Raw genomic sequence first — 20,527 nt, 5'->3', positions numbered from 1 at the left:
GGCGGGGCTTGCGTCCCGCCGCCTGCTGGGTTGATCAGAAGATGTCGAACGCGGCGTCGTTGGTCGCGTGGTCCTGCTGGCCGAAGTCGAAGTCCTGCACGCGATCCAGGTCTTCGGTCTTGACCCATTCCGTGGCGCCGTTGATGGTTGCCTGCACCATGCCGGACGGTGGGTCGTTCCTGGCGATGGGAGCGTCCTTCAGCGCAACGCGCATGTAGTCGATCCAGATCGGCAGGGCTGCCTTGCCGCCGTATTCGCGGTAGCCCAGCGAGCGGAAGTCGTCGCGGCCGACCCACACGGTGGTTGCCAGCGGGCCGCCGAAGCCGGAGAACCAGGCGTCGCGGTGGTCGTTGGTGGAGCCGGTCTTGCCGCCCACATCTTCGCGTCCCAGGACCTTGGCTGCGGTGCCGGTGCCGCGCTGGACCACGTCACGCATCATCGATACCAACTGGTAGGCGGTGCGCTCGTCGATGGCGCGCGGCGCAGTGCGGGCGTCCGGGTTCACCGGCTTTGCCGGCTCGATGGTCTCAGGCTTGGCTTCCGCCGGCTTGGCGGCAACCGGAGCGGGTGCCGCCTCGGCGCCGAAGTTGAAGCCGTCCACCACCTGGCTCACGGGCGCCGCGCCTGCGGTCGAGGTGCCGCCGCAGCCGCGGCAGGCCATGGCCGGGTTTTCCTTGAAGATCACGTTGCCATCGCGGTCCTTGATTTCGTCCACGACCCAGGTGTCCACGCGTGAGCCGCCGTTGGCGAACACCGCGTAACCGCGGGCGACCGACAACGGGGTCAGCGAGGCGGTACCCAGCGACATCGACAGGTTCGGCGGCAACTCGGCTTCCTGGAAGCCGAATTCGCTGATGTACTTGCGCGCATAGTCCACGCCCATGCTGTCGAGCAGGCGCACGGATACCAGGTTGCGTGATTGCACCAGTGCTTCGCGCAGACGCATAGGGCCGCGGAAGCCACCGCCATCGTTCTGCGGCTGCCAGGTCTTGCCGCGACGGTCGCGGAATACCACCGGTGCATCCAGCACGATCGAGGCCGGGTTGAAGCCCTTGTCGAAGGCGGCCGCATAGATGAACGGCTTGAAGCTGGAGCCGGGCTGGCGGCGCGCCTGGGTGGCGCGGTTGAACTTGTTGCCGGCAAAGCTGAAGCCGCCGACGAGGGCGCGCAACGCGCCGCTTTCAGCGTCCACCGAGACCAGCGCACTTTGACCACGCGGTATCTGGTCGATCAGCCATTCGCCTTCCTTGCTGCCAGCGCGCACGCGGATCATGTCGCCGCGGGTGGCCAGCTTGGCGGGGCTGCGGTTGGTCCAGCGGCTGGACGCCACCGGCAGCACCAGTTCGCTGCGGTCGGCCAGCACCACGGTGATGCTGCCGTCGGCATGGGTGGCCGAAACCACGGCAGCCTGCAGGCCCGATTGGGTCGGGATGCCGGCGATGTGCCGGGCCAGCGCGGTGCTGTCGGCATCGGCTGCGACGTCGAAGTGCTGTTCGACGCCGTGCCAGCCGTGGCGGTGGTCATAGGTGTGCAGGCCATCGCGCACCGCCGTGTTGGCGGCTTCCTGCAGCTGGCCATTGATGGTGGTGGTGACGTGGTAGCCCTTGTTGAGCACATCGCTGCCGTATTTGGCGATCATTTCCTGGCGCACCAGCTCGGCCACGTAGGGCGCATAGACCTGCACCGGCGGCTCATGCGGGCTGGCATGCATGGCCACGGCCTTTGCTGCATCGGCCTCGGCCTGGCTGACGTAGCCCAGGTCGGCCATGCGCTGCAGCACATAGTTGTCGCGGCGCTGGCGCGCGCGCTCGGGATTGCTCAGCGGGTTGCCGCTGGAGGGAAACTTGGGGATGCCGGCCAGCGAGGCCATTTCGTCCAGGTCGAGCTCGCCCAGCTTCTTGCCGTAGTAGTACTCGGCGGCGGCACCGATGCCATAGGCGCGGTTACCGAAGAAGCTCTTGTTGAGGTACAGCTCGAAGATCTCGTCCTTGCTCAGCTCGCTCTCGATTTTGCGGGCAAGCAGGATTTCGGCGAACTTGCGGGTGTAGCTGACCTCGCTGCTGAGGAAGAATTGCCGCGCAACCTGCTGGGTGATGGTCGATCCACCGGGTACACCGTCCTTGGATCCGGTGCGCGCGATCAGCCATACGGCGCGGGCAATGCCCTTGTAGTCGATGCCGTCGTGTTGGTAGAAACGGGCGTCCTCGGTGGCCAGGAAGGCCTGCTTCAGGCGCTCCGGGACGTCCTTCATCTGTACCGGGTAACGGCGGGTCTCGCCGAATACCGCCATCAATTTCCCTTCATTATCATGGACATACATAGGCTCCTGCAATTCAACATTGCGCAGCGTCTGTACGTCCGGGAGCTTGGACGAGACAACGTAATAGAGTGAACCGATGGCGATTGCGCCGACCAGGGAGAAGGCGACAAAGAGGGCCAGCAGCCAACGCAGCCAGCGACGAAAACGTGGCATCCAGAAGTCCCGATTGCGGTTTTTGTAGCCGCAGAGTATAGATTACGCAGGGGAGCGGCTGGGGCCGCGTCCTGGGGAGAGCAGATGGGATACAGCTGGGCGACGTGATGCAGATCGCGTCTCGCATTCCGGGTGGTTGCCATTTGCTGAAAAAACGTTATTAATGCGCCGACGCAAGACTTGCGTCCAAGTGCCCGTCGGCAGGGGAGAATCCGTGGGGCTTATCCCAAAGAGTCAGGCACCAATCATTGGTGTCGACATCAGTTCGACTGCGGTGAAGCTGCTTCAGCTTTCCCGCAGCGGTAACCGTTTCCGCGTGGAACATTACGCCGTGGAACCTCTTCCGCCGAATGCGGTGGTGGAGAAGAACATTGTCGAGGTTGAAGCAGTCGGCGAAGCGATTCGTCGTGCTGTCGCGCGTTCAGGCAGCAAGGCCAAAGGGGCGGCCGCCGCTGTTGCCGGCTCTGCGGTGATCACCAAGGTGATCCCGATGCCGGCTGACCTGGACGAGAGCGAGATGGAAGCACAGGTCGAGCTGGAGGCGGTGAATTACATCCCGTACCCCATCGACGAAGTGAACCTCGATTTCGAAGTGCTGGGTCCAGTACCGAACAATCCGGAAATGGTGCAGGTACTGCTGGCCGCGTCCCGCTCGGAGAACGTGGAGCTGCGTCAGTCCGCGCTGGAGCTGGGTGGGCTGACCGCCAAGGTGATGGATGTGGAGGCGTTCGCGATTGAGAACGCCTTTGCGTTGGTTGCCAGCGAGCTGGCTGTACCCAGTGATGGCGTGGTGGCGCTGGTCGATATTGGCGCAACCATGACCACGCTCAACGTATTGCGTGGTGGCCGCAGCCTGTACAGCCGCGAACAGGTGTTCGGTGGCAAGCAGCTCACCGACGAGGTGATGCGCCGCTACGGACTGAGCTACGAGGAAGCAGGCTTGGCCAAGCGCCAGGGCGGTTTGCCGGAGAGCTACGAGGTGGAAGTGCTGGAGCCGTTCAAGGAAGCGACGGTGCAGCAGATCAGCCGCCTGTTGCAGTTCTTCTACGCCGGCAGCGAGTTCAACCGCGTTGACCATATCGTTCTGGCCGGTGGCTGTGCTGCCCTGATCGGCTTGCCGACCATGGTCGAAGAGCAGCTTGGCGTGGCGACCTCGGTCGCCAACCCCTTGGCGCAGATGACGCTGGGGCCGAAGGTCCAGGCGCATGCACTGAACCAGGATGCGCCTGCGCTGATGATCGCGACAGGTCTGGCCATGAGGGGGTTTGACTGATGGCACGGATCAATCTACTGCCATGGCGCGAGGAGCGCCGCAAACAGCGTCAGCGTGAGTTCTACGGGATGCTGGGCTTTGCCGCGCTCAGTGGCGTGGTGCTGTCAGGCTTGCTGTGGTTTTATTTCAGCCAGCAGATCAGCGGGCAGAACGAGCGCAATGCCTACCTTGAGACCGAGATCGCCAAGGTCAAGGAGCAGAACAAGGAAATCGACCGCCTGGACGAGCAGAAAAAGCGTCTGCTGGACCGCAAGGCAGTGATCGAGGAGCTGCAGGGCAAGCGGTCGCAGATGGTGCACCTGTTTGATTCGTTGGTGCGCACCATTCCCGATGGCGTGGTGCTGACCGCACTTAAGCAGGAAGGCGAGACCCTGACGCTGGAAGGGCGTACGCAATCCAACGCACGCGTCAGCGCCTATATGCGCAATCTCGAGACTTCGGGCTGGATGAGAAATCCGGAACTGACCATCATTGAGGCGCGCGCGCAGGATACGCAGCAGAAGGGCGGTGCGGTTGTCGACATCAAGTCCTTGCCGTATGTGTTCACGCTGAAGGTGCAGTTGCCAGCGCCAAGCGATGGCCAGGCTGAAGCTGGTGCCGCGCCGACCGCAGCTGATGCTGCAGCGGTGGCCCCTGCAGCAGCCGCTGCGCCCGGTGCTCCGGCGGCTGCGTCGCCGGCAGCGCCGACGGTGCCTGCCAGCGGGGCGGAGAAACCAAAGGGCGAGACAGCACCGGCAGCGCCGGCGCAGAAGGAGGCCCGTTCGTGAGCAAGAAATTCAACGCCAAAGAGCTGGATTTCAACAATATCGGCGCCTGGCCGCGCAACGCGAAGGTTGTGTTCTGCGTGTTGCTGTCCTTGCTGATCCTCGGCCTGTCTTACCTGTTGATCATCAGCGGACAGAGAGGGGAGCTGGAAGAGCTGGTGAACAAGGAGGCATCCTTGCGCCAGGACTTCGAGACCGAACAGAAGCGAGCGGTCAACCTGGAGCCGTTGAAGCAACAGCTGGCCCAGATGGAGCAGGTGTTGCAGCAGATGCTGCGCCAGTTGCCCAGCAAGACGGAAATGCCGGATCTGATCATCGACGTCTCGCAGACCGCGTTGTCCAGCGGCTTGAACAACGAGTTGTTCAAGCCCGGTGACGAGACCTTGAAAGAGTTCTATGCCGAAAAGCCGATCGCGCTGCGCCTGGTGGGCAGCTACCACCAATTCGGTGCGTTCGTCAGTGGCGTGGCCTCATTGCCTCGCGTGGTCATCCTGACCATGCATGACATCAATCTGCAGCCCAAGGGTGGACAGGGTGTGATCACGCCCGGTGGCGCGCTGGAGTTGTCCGGTACGGTCAAGACCTATCGGTACCTGGATGACACCGAGCTGGCTGATCAGCAGAAGGCCGCCGCCGATGCCAAGAAAAAGGGAGGGAAGTGATCATGCGTAATGTTTCCTCCCTGGTGTTTGGTGCCGCCTGCCTGGTGCTGCTGGGCGGTTGCGCCCGCGGCATCACCAGCACGCCTGGTGACGCGCCCAATCTTGAAAAATGGACTGCCGACGTGCGCGCACGTCCCGCCGAGTCGTTGGAGGCTCTGCCGGTGATGCAGCAGTTCGAGACCTTTGAATATTCGGCGCAAGGCCTGCGTGACCCGTTCAGTGACGCCTGGGTATCCGATGACGGCAACAGCCAGTTGCGACCGGATCCGAACCGTCGCAAGGAACCGCTCGAAGGGTTCCCGTTGGACAGCCTGGACATGGTTGGCACGATCGGTAGCGGCGCGGGTGCCGTGGCACTGGTGATGGGGCCGGACAAGGTCACTTACCGTGTACGTCCTGGGGTGTACATGGGTCAGAGCGATGGCCGTGTGACTGGCGTACGCGAAGACGGGATCGAGTTGATTGAACTAGTGCCGGACGGTGCAGGTGGCTGGCTGGAACGCCCAGCTTCGCTTGCACTGGACGATCGTTGATTGATTAGGGGATAGCACGATGACTTTTACCAAAGCCCTGAGCCTGCGTCCCATCCGGCGCCATGCACTGGTCCGCGTCTGCGCCCTGGGAGTGGCGCTGGCAGCGGTGTGCGGCTCTTCCTACGCAGCACAGCCTGTTGCGGGTGTAGGCGGCGCAGCCGCAGCCACCCAGCAGGCGGTGAAGGCGGTTTCCGTAACCAAGATCGACTTCAAGCGCGGCGACGATGGCGCCGGGCGGTTGATCATGCAGTTCGACGGCCAGGGCGCGAGCCCGGACCTGCGCAACCAGGGCAACAACGTCGTGATCGATGTTGGCAACGCCGTGTTGCCGGCCGAGCTGCAGCGTCCGCTCAATGTTGTTGATTTCGCCACGCCGGTACAGCGCATCGACGCCAAGCCATCCGGGCAGGGCTCGCAGCTGGTGCTCAGCACCAATGGCGCATTCGATTCGCTGGCCTATCAGTCCGGCAATGAGTACGTGGTCGAGATCACTCCGCGGCAGGCCGAGGTGGCTACTGGTGCGGTGACCTCCAGGACGGTTGCGCAGGCGGCCGCTACGGTGGCGGCACGTGGCTACAGTGGCCGTCCGGTGACCTTCAACTTCCAGGACGTGCCGGTGCGCACAGTGCTGCAGTTGATCGCCGAGGAGTCCAATCTCAACGTGGTCGCCTCCGACACGGTGCAGGGCAATGTGACCCTGCGCCTGGTCAATGTGCCGTGGGACCAGGCACTGGACATCGTGTTGCGCGCCAAGGGCCTGGACAAACGCCGCGATGGTGGCGTGATCTGGGTTGCGCCGCAGCCGGAGCTGGCCAAGTTCGAGCAGGACAAGGAAGACGCGCGCATCGCCATCGATAACCGCGTCGACCTGATCACCGATTACGTGCAGATCAATTACCACAGTGCCGAGGCGATCTTCAAAGCGCTGACCGAGGCCAAGGGCATTGGTAACAACAACAACGGCGGTAGTGGCAGCGGCAACAACAGCTCGGAGGAAAACGGCTTCCTGTCGCCGCGTGGTCGCCTGGTGGCGGATGAGCGCACCAATACGCTGATGATCAGTGACATTCCGAAGAAGGTCGCGCAGATGCGTGAGCTGATCGGGGTGATCGATCGGCCGGTGGATCAGGTGCTGATTGAAGGCCGTATCGTGATCGCCACTGACACCTTTGCCCGTGACCTGGGTGCCAAGTTCGGCATCGGTGGCACGCGCAGCTACAACAACGGCAACAACGTCGGGACGATCGGCAGCGGCGCCAGTGGCTCCGGTAATGCCAATCGCGGGCTGAATGTCAGTCTTCCTGCAGGCACCTTCACCAGCGCGAAGACGAGCGGAGCTCCGAGCATCGCGTATACCTTGCTGGGAGCTAATTTCAACCTGGATCTGGAGCTTTCCGCGTTGCAGGAAGAAGGTCGCGGCGAAGTCATTTCCAACCCGCGTATCGTCACCGCCAACCAGCGCGAAGGTGTCATCAAGCAGGGTAAGGAAATCGGCTACGTCACCATTACCGGTGGTACCGGTGGTACTGCAGCAACGCCGAATGTCCAGTTCAAGGAAGTACTGCTGGAGCTGAAGGTCACGCCAACCATCACCCAGGACAATCGTGTTTTCCTCAACATGAATGTGAAGAAGGACGAGGTCGACGAATATCTGGAAGTGGAGAGCTTTGGTGTTGTCCCGATCATCAATCGCCGCGAAATCAACACCGCTGTGTTGGTGGACGACGGCCAGACCGTTGTGATCGGCGGCGTGTATGAATTCAATGACCGAAGCAGCATCAGCAAGGTGCCGTTCCTGGGCGATATTCCGTTCCTTGGCAATCTGTTCAAGAAGCGTGGTCGTGCCAAAGACAAGGCTGAGCTGCTGGTGTTTGTGACCCCGAAGATCCTGCGCGTAGCCAAGGCTGCCAGGTAAGCGGTTGTCGCATCCAGGGAAAGGGGCCGCTGAAGCGGCCCTTTTCCGTTTAGAGGATGGCGTTTGGAACCATTTCACCGCGGATCAGTCAAACTGCATCTATGAACCTGCCTCCCGTGCTGCCCAATCAAGACGATGCGCCGGTCCGCGACAGCGGCCTGCATCAGGAATTCACCGCGCTGCGTGACGCCCTCGCCGGCGAGATCGTCGGCCAGTCGTTGTTGGTCGACCGGCTGCTGACCGCGCTGTTGGCGGACGGCCACCTGCTGGTGGAAGGGGCGCCTGGCCTGGCCAAGACCACCGCCATCCGTGCCTTGGCCTCGCGCATCGACGCCAGCTTCGCGCGTATCCAGTTCACCCCGGACCTGCTGCCTGCCGATCTCACCGGCACCGATATCTGGCGTTCGCAGGAAGGCCGCTTCGAGTTCCAGGCCGGGCCGATCTTCCACCCGATCCTGCTGGCCGACGAAATCAACCGTGCTCCGGCCAAGGTGCAGTCGGCGTTGCTTGAAGCGATGGGTGAGCGCCAGGTGACCGTCGGACGCAACACCTATCCGCTGCCAGAGGTGTTCCTGGTGATGGCCACGCAGAACCCGATCGAGCAGGAAGGGACCTTCCCACTGCCCGAGGCGCAGCTGGACCGCTTCCTGATGCATGTGCGCATCGGTTACCCAGATGCCAGCGCCGAGACCGAGATCCTGCGGCTGGCACGTGAGCGCGCCTTGCGCGCGATGCGGCCGCAGCAGGTGACCATCGAGAAGATATCGCTGCAGAAAATCGAGCAGGCGCGCCGCGAAGTGCTGGAGCTGCATATGGCACCGCAGCTGGAGCGCTATTTGATTGCGCTGGTGCTGGCCTCGCGTGATGCCAGCGCGTATGACGCACAGCTGGCCAAGCGCATTGCCTGGGGCGCAAGCCCACGCGGTTCGATTGCGCTGGAACGCTGCGCACGTGCGCGCGCCTGGTTGGCCGGTCGCGATTACGTCACTCCTGACGACATCCGGGCGGTGGCAGCCGATGTGCTGCGCCACCGCGTGCTGCCCAGCTACGAGGCTGCAGCCGAGGGCTGGGATGGCGAGCGCCTGGTGGCAGCGCTGCTTGACTGCGTGCCCCTGCCCTGAGGCTGGGTGTGATGACGGATGCCGATGATCGGATGATCACGAGGCCGCGTTTGCACGCGGGTCAGCGATGATTGCGCCCACAGCCAGGCAAGCGCAGACGAGTGCGGCCGCCGAAAGTGGCATACGTCCGCAGTTGGCCGAACTGATCGCGCTGCGCGGTGCCGCCACCGGCGGCCGCAAGGCTCGCCGCGGGCACTACGCGGTCAGCGGACGTGCCGCGTCGATGCTGCGTGGCCGTGGCATGGAATACGCCGAGTCGCGTGAGTACGTGCCCGGCGACGACGCGCGACATATTGATTGGAAATTGACCGCCCGTACCGATGCCACCCATACCAAGACATTCCAGACCGAGCGCGAACGGGTCACCTTGTTGATTGCCGATACGGCTGCGCCGCTGTACTTCGGCACGCGCGTGCGTTTCAAGTCGGTGCAGGCTGCGCGGGCTGGTGCGGTGGCTGCGTGGTCGGCGTTGCGCGATGGCGACAGGATCGCAGCGTTGCGTGGTTCCGCGCAGCAAGCGCTGGTGCCACCGGCAGGCGGAACGCGTGGTGTATTGCGAGCGCTGGATGCACTGGTGCGCTGGTACGGTGAACGGCCCGCTGATGATGGCGGATTGCAGTTGGCGCTGGAGCAGGCTGCGCGCGTATTGCACCCCGGCGCGCGCGCGGTGGTACTGGCTGACCCGGTCAGCGCGCAGGCCGTACCGGCCGTTGCCTGGTCGGCGCTGTCGATGCATGTTGAAGTGGAGTTGGTGTTGTTGCTTGATCCCCTGGAAATTTCACCGCCGCACTGTGTGTTGCCGCTCGCGACACAGTCCGGTCGAATGCGGTTGGACCTGGCTTCAGCCGCCGTGCGCGACGCTTGGCACGATGCCCTGGTCGCCCCGGTCGAGGACCTGTGCCGGCAACTGCCGGGTCGCCGTATCCGCGTCAGTACCCTGGTGAGCGACGATGCCAGCGATGCCTGGCTGGGCGCGGCGCCAAACCGGAGCGTGGGCTGATGGCCGCGCAATTGCCGCTGCGTGATGTGCACCTGCCGGCAGCGCCGGGTTGGTGGCCGTTGGCGCCGGGTTGGTGGCTGCTGATCGGTGCGGTGGTGCTGGTTGCCGTCGCAGTGCTTGCTGTTTATTTCGTTCGTCGGCGCCGATTGCAGCGCTGGATGGCCCTTTTTGACCGTCAGCTACAGGCGGCGCCGCAGGGGCCTGCCAAGCTTGCCGCGGCCTCGGAGTTGCTGCGTCGCGCAGCGCGGCGGCTCGATTCGCAGGCGGTGCAGCTGCAGGGCGATGCGTGGCTGCGTTTCCTTGATGGACCCAAGGGCAATGACTTCAGCAGCGGCGACGGACGTCTGCTGCTGGACGGGAGCTTTCGTCCACAGCTTGAGGCTGCGCAGGTTGAACGTGCCTGCCAGTTGGCTCGGAGCCGCTTCCTGCAGTTGATGGCCGGGCGGCGCTGATGCAGGGCATGATCTCCCAATGGACGGGCCTGTTGCCGGATTTTGCGTGGCCGTGGGCATGGCTCGCGCTGCCATTGCCGCTGTTGATGCGGCTTTGGCCGCTGCGTGAACAACGTGGTGCTGCCTTGCGCGTGCCCTACGAACCATCGCGGCTGCAGGGACAGTTGTCCTCGCGTGGCGGTGCAGTGCTGCAGGCGCTGCTGCTGTGGCTGGCCTGGCTGTGCCTGTGTGCTGCAGTGGCGCGCCCGCAGCAGCTGGGTGAGCCGATTGAGCCGCCGCGACAGGGGCGGCAGATGATGCTGGCGGTGGACTTGTCCGGCAGCATGAGCGAGCCGGACATGCAGCTTGGCGGCCAGGTGGTGGACCGCCTGACGGCTGCCAAGGCCGTGCTGGCGGATTTTCTCGACCGCCGTGAAGGCGATCGCATCGGCCTGCTGGTGTTCGGCCAGCGTGCCTACGCATTGACACCGTTGACCACCGATCGCGCTACCGTGCGTGATCAACTTCGCGACAGCGTGGTTGGCCTGGCCGGGCGTGAGACCGCACTGGGCGATGCGATCGCGCTGTCGGTCAAGCGCCTGCGCGAGCAGCCGCAGGGGCAGCGCGTGCTGATCGTGTTGACCGACGGCGTCAATACCGCCGGCGTGCTGGAGCCGCTGAAGGCGGCCGAGCTGGCCAAGGCCGAAGGGGTGCGCGTCTACACCATCGCCTTTGGCGGCAGCGGCGGCATGTCGCTGTTCGGCGTGCAGTTGCCGGGTGCCGATGACCAGGTGGACGAAGCTACATTGACCAAGGTGGCTGATGAAACCGGCGGTCGCTTCTTCCGCGCGCGCGACACCGATGAACTGGTCAACATCTATGCCGAACTGGACCGGCTGGAACCTGTGAAGGACGCTGGCCCGGCAGTGCGACCACGCATCGAACGCTATCCCTGGCCGTTGGCGTTGTCCTTGTTGCTGGGTGTGGTGGCGTTGGCCTGGCGGGGGCTGCGGTCATGATCAATTGGCAGGATCTGCACTTTCTGCGCCCGGAGTGGCTGTGGGCTTTGTTGCTGGTGCCGGCAGCCTTGCTGGGCAGCTGGTGGCGGCGTCAGCGCAGTGCGCGTTGGCACGAGGCGGTGGACCCGCACCTGCTGGCCCACCTGCTGGCTGATGGCGGCAAGCGCGGATGGTGGGGTAGCGCGGCGTTGGCACTTGGCTTGACGTTGGCGGTGCTCGCGCTTGCCGGCCCGAGTTGGCGTCAGCTGGAACAACCACTCTGGGAATCGAAGACGCCGCTGGTGATCGTTATGGATTTGTCCAGCAGCATCCGCGCCACCGATCTACCGCCGTCGCGTCTGCTGCAGGCGCGGGCGAAGCTGGCCAGTCTGCTGCGTGAGCGCAAGGGCGGCGAAGTGGCCTTGGTTGCTTTCGCCTATGAGCCATTCACCGTGGCACCGCTGACCGATGACGCGGCCAATGTCGCCCTGTTCCTGGATGCCTTGGCGCCGGAAGTGATGCCGGCCGATGGCCAGCGTCCGGACAAGGCATTGCGCTGGGCTGGTGATCTGTTGAAGCGGTCCGGCGCACGCAATGGCGAGATCCTGTTGCTGAGCGATCACGCTGATGCAGCGGCGGTGGCGGAGGCCGGCAAACTGCGCGTCGCCGGCTACCGGGTCTCGGCGATCGGTCTTGGCAGCCTGCAGGGCGCGTCTTATCGGGATCCGCGTGGGGCGATAGAACAGACGCATCTGGATGAAGCGTCATTGCGCGCGTTGACGGCAGCCGGCGGTGGCGGCTACCAGCGCATTGCAGGCACCTCGGCGGACCTGCAGGCTTTGGGCGTGCTGGAACCAACGGACGGTGCGCAGGATCGTGAGCAGCTGGCCAGTGCTGGCAAGCAGTGGCAGGACGAGGGCTATTGGTTGTTGCCGCCGCTGCTGTTGCTGGCGGTGTTCGCGTTCCGTCGTCCACGCCGGGTGCTGCCGGTAGTTGCGCTATGCCTGATGCTGCCGGTGCTGCAGCCTGCACATGCGGCCGAGCAGGGCGGCTGGTGGCAGCGCGCCGACCAGCGCCAGCACCAGCGTTTGGGTGAAGGTGTGGAAGCGTACCGGCTTGGTGATTTCGCCACCGCGCAGAAAAAATTCGAAGGCATCGACAACGAGCAGGGCTGGTACAACCTTGGCAACGCGCTTGCCCGCCAAGGCAAGTACGACGAAGCCATCGCTGCCTACGATCGCGCACTGAAGGCGCATCCCGGGATGCAGGACGCGGTGGCCAACCGTGCCGCGGTGGATGCCGCGCGCAAGCGCAAGTCGCAGCAGGGCCAGCAAGGCAATCAGCAGAACCCGTCCAAGCCGCAGCAAGGAAAGGACCACCCCGGGCAGCAGAGTCCGCCACAGAACGGGCAGCAGGATCCTTCGCAGCAGAATCAACAAGGCCAACAGCAAGGGCAGCAGGGGCAGCCGCAGCAGGGTCAGCAATCGAACCCGACGCAACAGGGCCAGCAGTCCTCTGAGCGCAATCCGCAGGCGGATGGAAAATCGTCATCCGGCAAGGATCAGCAGCCGCCACAGAGCGAAGATGCCAGCAGGCAGGAGCAGGCCGATCAAGCGCAGAGTCAGCGCATGGCCGAGGCCATCCGTCAGCAACAGGCGCGCGAAGGTGAGCAGCAGGACGCGGCCGCGCTGGCGGCAATGACACCGGCGCAGCGTGAGCAGCAACAGGCCGTGGAGGCGTGGATGCAGCGCGTGCCGGATGAGCCGGGCGATTTGTTGAAGGCGAAATTCCAGCTCGAATACGAGCGGCGGATGCGGGAAAAACGATGAGAAAGAATCACACCGGCAGCGCCATGCAGCTGTGGCTGTTGCTCGGCCTGCTGACTGTCACCGGACTGTTGCAGGCGCAGACACGTGCCTGGTTGGACCGCGACAGCATCAAGCAGAATGAGTCGGTCACGCTGACCATCGAAACCGACCAGTCCGGCAGTCCGGACTATGCACCGCTGGAAGCCGACTTCGTGTTGGGTGCACAGAACAGCAGCCGCCAGCTGCAGGTAGGTGGTGGCGCTTCGCGCAACTACGCCCAGTACGCGGTGGCGCTGACACCGCGCCGCACCGGCATGCTCGACATCCCGGCGCTGCGCGTGGGGGGCGGCAGCACCACGCCCTTGCTGGTGAAGGTTGAGGAGGCGCCGGTCGCCAGCCGTGACGGCAATGCCCTGGCTTTCATCGAGACCGAGGTCGATGACAAGCAGCCCTACGTGCAGCAGAGTGTGGGTGTGGTGGTACGGCTGTACTTCGCCACCCAGCTGGCATCTGGCGAACTGGTGCTGGATACCCCGGCTGCGGCGTCGTTGCAGCGCGTTGGCGATGACCGCACTTCCGTGCGCGAAGTCGGTGGGCGTCGCTACAACGTGGTCGAGCGCCGCTTCCTGTTGATTCCCGAACGCAGCGGCCCCTTGCAGGTGGCCGGCGCCCGTTTCAGCGGGCAGGGCGCAGGTGGCTTCTTCGATGATTTCTTCGGCCGCGACAATGGCCAGCTCAGCGCCCGAGGTCCCGACCAGACCTTGCAGGTGCGCGCTACGCCCGCCGGTGCACCGCAACCGTGGCTGCCGCTGAAGAACCTGCAACTGCGCTATACCGCCGCGCCCAACAGCGGGCGTACCGGAGAGGCGATTGCGATCGAAGTGGAGGCAATCGCCAGCGGTGCCACCAAGGCACAGTTCCCGGAGTTGCCGGTGCCGTCGTTGGGCGACAACGCGCAGGTGTTCGCCGAGCCACCGCAGTACGATGAAACCTTCGAGGGTTCCAGCCCGCAGTTGAAGTTGACCCGACGCTATTCGATCGTGCCGCAGCAGAGCGGCGCGCTGACCGTGCCCGGCATCCAGATGCAATGGTGGGACGTTGCGGCAGGGCAGGCACGCACCACCTCGTTGCCGGCGTTGTCATTGCAGGTTGCCCAAGGGAGCAGCAGCGGCATGGTCGCGCCGCCACTGGTGCAGCCGGCAGCGGGCGGGTCTGCCGCGGTGGCTGCAGGCAATGCCTTGGCGGCATCGGCGGACGGCGGGAGCACGTGGCTGTGGCCCGCGCTGGCGGCCGGTTTCGCCTTGTTGTGGCTGGCCACGCTGATCTGGGGGCTGTCGCGCCGGCATGCTCCAGCGGTGGCCCGCGGCGGGCCTGCAGCGCAAACTGCCAGCGCTGGTTCGCGCTACAGCACGGCAGACCTGCGCCGCGCCCTGGATGCGGGCAGCCTGGACGAGGTGGCACACATACTTGCCGCGATGGGCGGAGTGGATGGTCTCGACGCGGTGCTGCAGAAACTGGATGACCCGGCACAACGCGATGCGCTGCAACGCATGCAGCGTGCCCGCTGGGGCGGCGAGGGCGACGTGAGCGCCGCGCGAGCGCAGTTGCGCGAGGTATTCAAGGCCGGGCCGCGCTGGCGGCAAACCACAGTGGTGGAAAAACCGTTGTTGGACCCTCTCTATCCAGGACAAAGCTGAAAAGGGCGGTTGTACATCGTCTGTTAAGCTGATCCATTCTCTGGAGGGAAACCCACTTATGGCCAATGCAGCCAAGACCACCGCCAAAATGCCGTTCCACTGGAAGATAGGGATCGGCTTCGGCTTCGGTCTGCTGCTGGGCCTGATCGTGCACCTCGTCAGTCCTGACGCGGACTGGGTGCACGCGGTGACCACCTACCTGACCACGCCGGTTTCCGGGCTGTTCCTGAGCCTGATCTTCATGCTGATCGTCCCGCTGATCTTCTCGGCGCTGGTGATGGGCGTGTCGGAGATGGGCGATATCCGCTCGCTGGGCCGTATTGGCTGGAAGTCGCTGGCATACACGATCGTGCTGTCTGGCGTGGCCGTCCTGATCGGCCTGGTGCTGGTCAATCTGTTCCAGCCCGGCGCCGGTGTTGACCCGGCAGTAGCCGCCAAGCTGCTGGCCGAGAACGCCGAGCGCAGCAAGGCGATCGTGGCTGGTGCCGGCACCGCGCCCAAGGGCCTGGACATGCTGCTGTCGATCGTTCCCGACAACGTGCTCGACGCTGCATCTGACAACGGCAAGATCCTGTCGCTGATGTTCTTCGCGCTGATGCTGGGCATCGGCATGGTGCTGTCGCCTGCGGAAAAGGTGGCTACGCTGCGCAAGGGCATCGAGGGCCTGTTCGAGATCTCGATGACCCTGATCAACCTGGTCATCCGCCTGGCGCCGTATGCCGTGGCCTGCTTCATGTTCAACCTGGCGGCCATCTTCGGCTTCGATCTGTTGATCAAGCTGGGCGCCTATGTGGGCGTGGTGGTGCTGGCACTGGCCACCCACATGTTCGTCAGCTACGGCATCGCGGTGAAGCTGGCCGGACGCTCGCCGATCCAGTTCTTCCGGCAGACCCAGGAAGCCACGGTGATGGCGTTCTCCACCGCGTCGTCCAATGCGACCCTGCCGACCGCGCTGCGCGTGGCCGACCAGATGGGCTTCCCGCACAAGGTCTCGCGCTTCGTGCTGACCGTCGGTGCCACCGCCAACCAGAACGGCACCGCGCTGTTCGAGGGCGTGACGGTGATCTTCCTGGCGCAGTTCTTCGGCGTGGACCTGAGCATCGGCCAGCAGTTCATGGTCATGGTGGTCTGCATCCTCGGTGGCATCGGCACGGCCGGTGTGCCGTCTGGTTCGTTGCCGGTGGTGGCGCTGATCTGTGCCATGGTCGGCGTCAACCCTGCCGGTATCGGCCTGATCCTGGGCGTGAACCACTTCCTCGACATGTGCCGTACCGCGCTGAACGTGACCGGTGACCTGGCCCTGACCACCCTGGTGGCGCGCGGCGAAAGTGATGACAGCATTGGACGGCATCACCCGCAGGAGTGATTGTCTCCCGGTAGTTGTAGTGAGAAACGGCCGCCCTGTTCAGGGTGGCCGTTTTGCCTAGGCATGTTCCTGTCAGGCGAAACCAATCCAAACTACCGTCAGCTTTTACGGACTGATCCCGGCAGTCGCTTGTGGGACAATAGGCCGCCCGCAGTTCCGCGGGAGCCTCCTGATTCTGACGACCCATGACGCAGCCCACCCGCCGCCAGTTGGCGAACGCCATCCGTTTCCTTGCCGCTGATGCGGTAGAAGCCGCCAAGTCCGGTCATCCCGGCATGCCGATGGGCATGGCCGATATCGCCGAAGTGCTCTGGAACGACTATCTCCGTCACAACCCGAACAACCCGAAGTGGTTCAACCGTGACCGTTTCGTGCTGTCCAACGGCCACGGCTCGATGCTGCACTACGCGCTGCTGCACCTGAGCGGCTACGACCTGCCGATCGAAGAGCTGAAGGCCTTCCGCCAGCTGGGCAGCAAGACCGCCGGCCACCCGGAGCGTCATGAAACCCCGGGCGTGGAAACCACCACCGGTCCGCTGGGTCAGGGCCTGGCCAACGCCGTGGGCTTCGCATTGGCGGAAAAGCTGCTGTCGCAGCGCTACAACCGCCCGGAATTCGAAGTCGTCGACCACCGCACCTGGGTGTTCATGGGCGACGGCTGCCTGATGGAAGGCATCTCGCACGAAGCTGCATCGCTGGCTGGCACCTGGGGCCTGAACAAGCTGGTCTGCTTCTGGGACGACAACAACATCTCCATCGACGGTGAAGTGGAAGGCTGGTTCACCGACGACACCCCGGCACGCTTCGAGTCCTATGGCTGGAACGTGGTGCGCGGCGTCGACGGCCACGATCCGGAAAGCATCAAGGCTGGCATCGAGCAGGCGCTGTCGCAGTTCGACAAGCCGACCCTGATCTGCTGCAAGACCACCATTGGTTTTGGTTCGCCGAACAAGGCCGGCCAGGAATCCAGCCACGGCGCACCGCTGGGCAAGGACGAGCTGGAAGCCACCCGCAAGGCACTGAACTGGGCTTACGGCCCGTTCGAGATCCCGGAAGAAATCTATGCCGGCTGGCGCGCTGGCGGCACCGGCACCCTGCGTCAGGCCGAGTGGGAGCAGCTGTTCGACAAGTACGCCGCACAGTTCCCGGCCGATGCCGACGAACTGACCCGCCGTTCGCACGGCGAGCTGCCGGCTGACTTCATTGCCCAGGCCGATGCCTACATCGCCCAGGTGCAGGCCGAAGCGCCGAACATCGCCTCGCGCAAGGCCTCGCAGAATGCCATCCAGGCTTTCGCACCGCTGCTGCCGGAAATCATCGGCGGCTCGGCTGACCTGGCCGGCTCCAACCTGACCCTGTGGAAGGGTGCGCAGACCGTGGTCGGCGAAGACCCGCATGCCAACTACGTGCATTACGGCGTACGTGAGTTCGGCATGAGCGCGATTGCCAATGGTCTGGCCCTGCACGGCGGTTTCCTGCCGTTCGATGCCACCTTCTTGGTGTTCAGCGACTACGCCCGCAACGCGCTGCGCATGAGCGCGCTGATCCCGGCGCATGTCATCCACGTGTTCACCCACGACTCGATCGGCCTGGGCGAAGACGGCCCGACCCACCAGCCGGTGGAGCACGTGTCCTCGCTGCGCTACATCCCCAACAACGATGTGTGGCGTCCGTGTGATGCGGCCGAATCGGCGGTCAGCTGGAAGGCTGCCATCGTCCGCAAGGACGGCCCGAGCTGCCTGATCTTCAGCCGCCAGAACCTGGCCCCGCAGCCGCGTACGGCCGAGCAGGTGAAGCAGATCGAACGCGGTGGTTACGTGTTGGCTGACGCCGCCGGTACCCCGGACGTGATCCTGATCGGCACCGGTTCGGAAATCGGTCTGGCCGTGGCCGCCAAGGCCGAGCTGGACGCTGCCGGCATCAAGACCCGCGTGGTATCGATGCCATGCACCGACGTGTTCGATCGCCAGGACGCTGCTTACCGCGAGTCCGTGCTGCCGAACGCCGTGCGCAAGCGTGTTGCCGTCGAAGCCGGCGTCACCGGTTTCTGGCGCCAGTACGTGGGCCTGGACGGTGCAGTCATCGGTCTGGACACCTTCGGCGCATCGGCCCCGGCCGACAAGCTGTACAAGCACTTCGGCATCACCACCGAAGCGGTTGTGGCAGCTGCCAAGGCGCAGATCGCGGGCTGATAGCCCTACATCGCAAGATTGGACAAAGGCCGGGGAAACCCGGCCTTTGTTTTGGCATCGCCGCAACTGTAGTGCCGAGCCACGCTCGGCAGGGGCTTTCCCGATATTCCGACCAATGTAGGAGCGGCGTAAGCCGCGAAGCTGAGAACCTTTGGCTGCCGATGCCAATGTCGATTGTCAGCTTCGCGGCTTACACCGCTCCTGCAAAACCCAAGCTTCCCGGCGTGCGATCAGGTTGCGATGCACACCATCAAGCTTTCCCCGCACTCCGCGCCAGACCAACCCGCAGCAAACCGGCATTGAGCCGCTCGCCAAAATTGGCCGGTCGCTCCAGTCCCATCCGCTGCATGTACATCGCATCGTTCTCGGCGGGCGGTTGGCGCAAGGCTGCGACGACGGTACGCAGCTTGCCCATCGGCGTCGCAGTCGCTGATTTCAGCCAGCCCAATGCGCGTACCAGATCCTGTTCAACGGCATCAAAATCACTGCCCAGCGGGTAGTCCGGCAGACTGCCATCGGCACGGAATGGGGCAAGTTTCGCGCGCAGCACCTTGGCGCGGTTCTGTTGCCACTGTGCTGGCGCGCTGAAGTTGGCAGCGAGTTTCTTCGAGGCCTTGGCCTGATCCAACAGCGCCGACTGGAATGCCGCATCGGTGATGCTGCTCATCGCGGCCACGCAATCTTCGTCGGTCAGGTTGCGCAGGTCGGCGATGCCGTACTCGTTGACGAAGACATCGCGCAGATGGCGGGGGATCGTGGTGTGGCCGTAGTTCCAGCGCACATTGGATTGCGGCTGGCCGCCATCCTCACGCGTCGCACGGAACATCAGGATGCTGCGTGCATCGGGCAGGGCATGCGCCATCGCCACGAAGTTGTACTGGCCACCGACGCCGGAGACCACGCGGCCATCTTCCAATGCATCCGATGCCGCTGCGCCAAGCGCGCTGGCGATCATGCAGGAGTTGAAGAAGCGCGCATCGCGGCGCTGCAGGCGTTCCAATGCTTCGTTGCCGCCGTAGAGCTGGTTGATCTCACTGATGCGGCGCATGCCGATGGCAGCGCGTTCGGCATCGGGGAGATTGCGCAGCCAGTTGTAGAACTCGGCTGAGCCCAGATAGAAGGCGCCGTGCAGGTACTCGCCTTCGCGTGCAAGCCGGCCACGGTCACCATTGCTGGCAGTGCCGTCGGCCAGGCGCTGCATCAGGCCAAGATCGTCATGCACCTTGCGCCAGATCACGCCGGTCTGCACCAGCTTGCGGAAGCCTTCGTTGAGCATCTCGCTGCAGCCATACAGGCCGATCTCGAACGGCCCCAGCCCACCTGCTTCATGCACCAGCGGGTGCTCGGCGATCTGCGGATCGAGCGCGTGCAGGATCTGCCGATAGCGTGCGTTGTCGGTATGCCGCAGCACCAGCGCATGGCTGAGTGCGTCGGCCAGCGTGCCGATACCGATCTGCAAGGTGCCGCCGTCGCGCACCAGGGTGCTGGCGTACAGGCCGATGGCGTAGTCGGCATCGCTGACCGGCTGCCGCGGCAGGCCAAACAGCCGTGGGTAGGGACCGGGCGGGGTGATCACCAGATCGAAGAAGTCCGGATCAACGGCGGCGGTGCCGCCCAGCCACGGCAGTTGCGGATCAATCTCGGCAATCAACAAGGGCTTGGGCAGGCCGCGCTTGGCGATGGCATCCAGTGTGTCCTGGGTGATGTCGTTGTTGCACGACAGCGACAGCTGGTTGCTGCCTTCGCGGTAGGCCACTTTCTGCACGATCGCATTCGGCGCGCGCTGCGCCACCGCATCGGCGGCATGCGTGTAGTTGAGGCTGGTGTAGTAGCGCTGTGCCTGCGTCGACCGCAGCAAAGCACCGGATTGCATGTAGAACTCTTCGACCTGCACATGTGCAGGCAACGCATCGCGGGCGATGGCGTCGGAGTAGGCAAGGCGCGGGAAGTCGGCGCCGAAGTGGCGCTCGACGAACGGGCGCATGAAACGCGCTTCCAAACCATCGCCTTTGGCTTGCGGCGGGTTCAGTGACAGCGCGGTATACAGCTGCAGGGGCCGCGCCGGGTCGTGTTCGATACGCGCGTACAAGGCATTGAGCAAACGGTGCGGTTTGCCCAGCGCCAGTGGGGCGCCGATGCGCAGTGGGCCTTGGATGTTGCTCAGCAGCCAGTCCACGGCGGCGTCGAGGTCGGTCACGTGATGGGGCATGGTGTCCGGTATCTGCGGGGGTATCGGCATTACAGCATGTCCCCCCTGAATCACTTGGTGAGGGCTTGACAGGGCTTTCGTTTAC

15 protein-coding genes are annotated in these 20,527 nt (G+C 64.3%); 13 read left to right on the top strand and 2 right to left on the bottom strand.

Annotation, left to right across the window (positions count from 1 at the left end; translation table 11 throughout):
- Window positions 1–34 precede the first annotated feature (34 nt).
- Window positions 35–2,473 (bottom strand): penicillin-binding protein 1A, encoded by a 2,439-nt coding sequence (locus AC13FW_RS01070; RefSeq protein ID WP_482987897.1) that lies wholly within the window; start codon window positions 2,471–2,473, stop codon window positions 35–37.
- Window positions 2,474–2,687: 214 nt separating this feature from the next.
- Here AC13FW_RS01070 and AC13FW_RS01065 point away from each other — a divergent pair, with 214 nt between their 5' ends.
- The 13 genes from AC13FW_RS01065 to tkt all read left to right on the top strand — a co-directional run bounded on the left by AC13FW_RS01065 (window position 2,688) and on the right by tkt (window position 18,233).
- Window positions 2,688–3,746, top strand: coding sequence for a pilus assembly protein PilM (locus AC13FW_RS01065; RefSeq protein ID WP_343229781.1), 1,059 nt, complete (start codon window positions 2,688–2,690; stop codon window positions 3,744–3,746).
- The gene (locus AC13FW_RS01060; RefSeq protein WP_482987896.1) at window positions 3,746–4,513 is read left to right on the top strand and encodes a PilN domain-containing protein; all 768 of its coding nucleotides are present in this window, start codon (window positions 3,746–3,748) and stop codon (window positions 4,511–4,513) included. Before AC13FW_RS01065 ends, AC13FW_RS01060 begins: the two co-directional genes overlap by 1 nt.
- Window positions 4,510–5,172, top strand: coding sequence for a type IV pilus inner membrane component PilO (locus AC13FW_RS01055; RefSeq protein ID WP_282268968.1), 663 nt, complete (start codon window positions 4,510–4,512; stop codon window positions 5,170–5,172). The genes AC13FW_RS01060 and AC13FW_RS01055 overlap by 4 nt, the downstream gene beginning before the upstream one ends.
- Window positions 5,173–5,174: 2 nt before the next feature.
- Window positions 5,175–5,705 (top strand): pilus assembly protein PilP, encoded by a 531-nt coding sequence (locus tag AC13FW_RS01050; RefSeq protein ID WP_282268967.1) that lies wholly within the window; start codon window positions 5,175–5,177, stop codon window positions 5,703–5,705.
- Window positions 5,706–5,724: 19 nt separating this feature from the next.
- A complete protein-coding gene (locus AC13FW_RS01045) occupies window positions 5,725–7,620 on the top strand; it encodes a type IV pilus secretin PilQ (protein WP_482987895.1) in 1,896 nt (631 codons plus the stop codon).
- Window positions 7,621–7,721: 101 nt separating this feature from the next.
- Complete coding sequence (locus tag AC13FW_RS01040) at window positions 7,722–8,741, top strand: AAA family ATPase (RefSeq protein ID WP_296250747.1); 1,020 nt, start codon at window positions 7,722–7,724, stop codon at window positions 8,739–8,741.
- 67 nt (window positions 8,742–8,808) lie between these two features.
- Window positions 8,809–9,741: a DUF58 domain-containing protein gene (locus tag AC13FW_RS01035; protein ID WP_482987894.1), complete on the top strand. Its 933-nt coding sequence runs from the start codon at window positions 8,809–8,811 to the stop codon at window positions 9,739–9,741.
- Window positions 9,741–10,193 carry a DUF4381 domain-containing protein gene (locus AC13FW_RS01030; protein WP_482987893.1) on the top strand — a complete coding sequence of 151 codons (453 nt, stop codon included), beginning with the start codon at window positions 9,741–9,743 and terminating at the stop codon, window positions 10,191–10,193. The genes AC13FW_RS01035 and AC13FW_RS01030 overlap by 1 nt, the downstream gene beginning before the upstream one ends.
- Window positions 10,193–11,191 carry a vWA domain-containing protein gene (locus AC13FW_RS01025; protein WP_482987892.1) on the top strand — a complete coding sequence of 333 codons (999 nt, stop codon included), beginning with the start codon at window positions 10,193–10,195 and terminating at the stop codon, window positions 11,189–11,191. Before AC13FW_RS01030 ends, AC13FW_RS01025 begins: the two co-directional genes overlap by 1 nt.
- Complete coding sequence (locus AC13FW_RS01020; protein WP_482988043.1) at window positions 11,170–12,999, top strand: vWA domain-containing protein; 1,830 nt, start codon at window positions 11,170–11,172, stop codon at window positions 12,997–12,999. The genes AC13FW_RS01025 and AC13FW_RS01020 overlap by 22 nt, the downstream gene beginning before the upstream one ends.
- Window positions 12,996–14,675, top strand: a complete 1,680-nt coding sequence (locus tag AC13FW_RS01015; protein WP_482987891.1) for a BatD family protein — start codon at window positions 12,996–12,998, stop codon at window positions 14,673–14,675. The genes AC13FW_RS01020 and AC13FW_RS01015 overlap by 4 nt, the downstream gene beginning before the upstream one ends.
- Before the next feature lie 58 nt (window positions 14,676–14,733).
- Window positions 14,734–16,041 (top strand): dicarboxylate/amino acid:cation symporter, encoded by a 1,308-nt coding sequence (locus tag AC13FW_RS01010; protein ID WP_482987890.1) that lies wholly within the window; start codon window positions 14,734–14,736, stop codon window positions 16,039–16,041.
- Window positions 16,042–16,226: 185 nt separating this feature from the next.
- Entirely contained in the window at window positions 16,227–18,233 is a 2,007-nt protein-coding gene (gene tkt / locus AC13FW_RS01005; protein WP_482987889.1) for a transketolase, read from the top strand.
- Between the two features lie 250 nt (window positions 18,234–18,483).
- Here the strand turns inward: tkt and AC13FW_RS01000 are convergent, their stop codons facing one another.
- Window positions 18,484–20,442: an acetyl-CoA hydrolase/transferase C-terminal domain-containing protein gene (locus AC13FW_RS01000; protein ID WP_482987888.1), complete on the bottom strand. Its 1,959-nt coding sequence runs from the start codon at window positions 20,440–20,442 to the stop codon at window positions 18,484–18,486.
- Window positions 20,443–20,527 lie beyond the last annotated feature (85 nt).

Source organism: Stenotrophomonas sp. 21LCFQ19 (genome assembly GCF_056861425.1).
This window is presented reverse-complemented; position numbering and strand designations above follow the sequence as displayed.

Coding starts and splice junctions, on each gene's coding strand:
- AC13FW_RS01040 (WP_296250747.1), top strand. CDS start 7,722: ATGAACCTGCCTCCCGTGCTGCCCAATCAAGACGATGCGCCGGTCCGC.
- AC13FW_RS01060 (WP_482987896.1), top strand. CDS start 3,746: ATGGCACGGATCAATCTACTGCCATGGCGCGAGGAGCGCCGCAAACAG.
- AC13FW_RS01000 (WP_482987888.1), bottom strand. CDS start 20,442: ATGCCCCATCACGTGACCGACCTCGACGCCGCCGTGGACTGGCTGCTG.
- AC13FW_RS01015 (WP_482987891.1), top strand. CDS start 12,996: ATGAGAAAGAATCACACCGGCAGCGCCATGCAGCTGTGGCTGTTGCTC.
- AC13FW_RS01045 (WP_482987895.1), top strand. CDS start 5,725: ATGACTTTTACCAAAGCCCTGAGCCTGCGTCCCATCCGGCGCCATGCA.
- AC13FW_RS01010 (WP_482987890.1), top strand. CDS start 14,734: ATGGCCAATGCAGCCAAGACCACCGCCAAAATGCCGTTCCACTGGAAG.
- AC13FW_RS01030 (WP_482987893.1), top strand. CDS start 9,741: ATGGCCGCGCAATTGCCGCTGCGTGATGTGCACCTGCCGGCAGCGCCG.
- AC13FW_RS01035 (WP_482987894.1), top strand. CDS start 8,809: ATGATTGCGCCCACAGCCAGGCAAGCGCAGACGAGTGCGGCCGCCGAA.
- AC13FW_RS01070 (WP_482987897.1), bottom strand. CDS start 2,473: ATGCCACGTTTTCGTCGCTGGCTGCGTTGGCTGCTGGCCCTCTTTGTC.
- AC13FW_RS01025 (WP_482987892.1), top strand. CDS start 10,193: ATGCAGGGCATGATCTCCCAATGGACGGGCCTGTTGCCGGATTTTGCG.
- tkt (WP_482987889.1), top strand. CDS start 16,227: ATGACGCAGCCCACCCGCCGCCAGTTGGCGAACGCCATCCGTTTCCTT.
- AC13FW_RS01050 (WP_282268967.1), top strand. CDS start 5,175: ATGCGTAATGTTTCCTCCCTGGTGTTTGGTGCCGCCTGCCTGGTGCTG.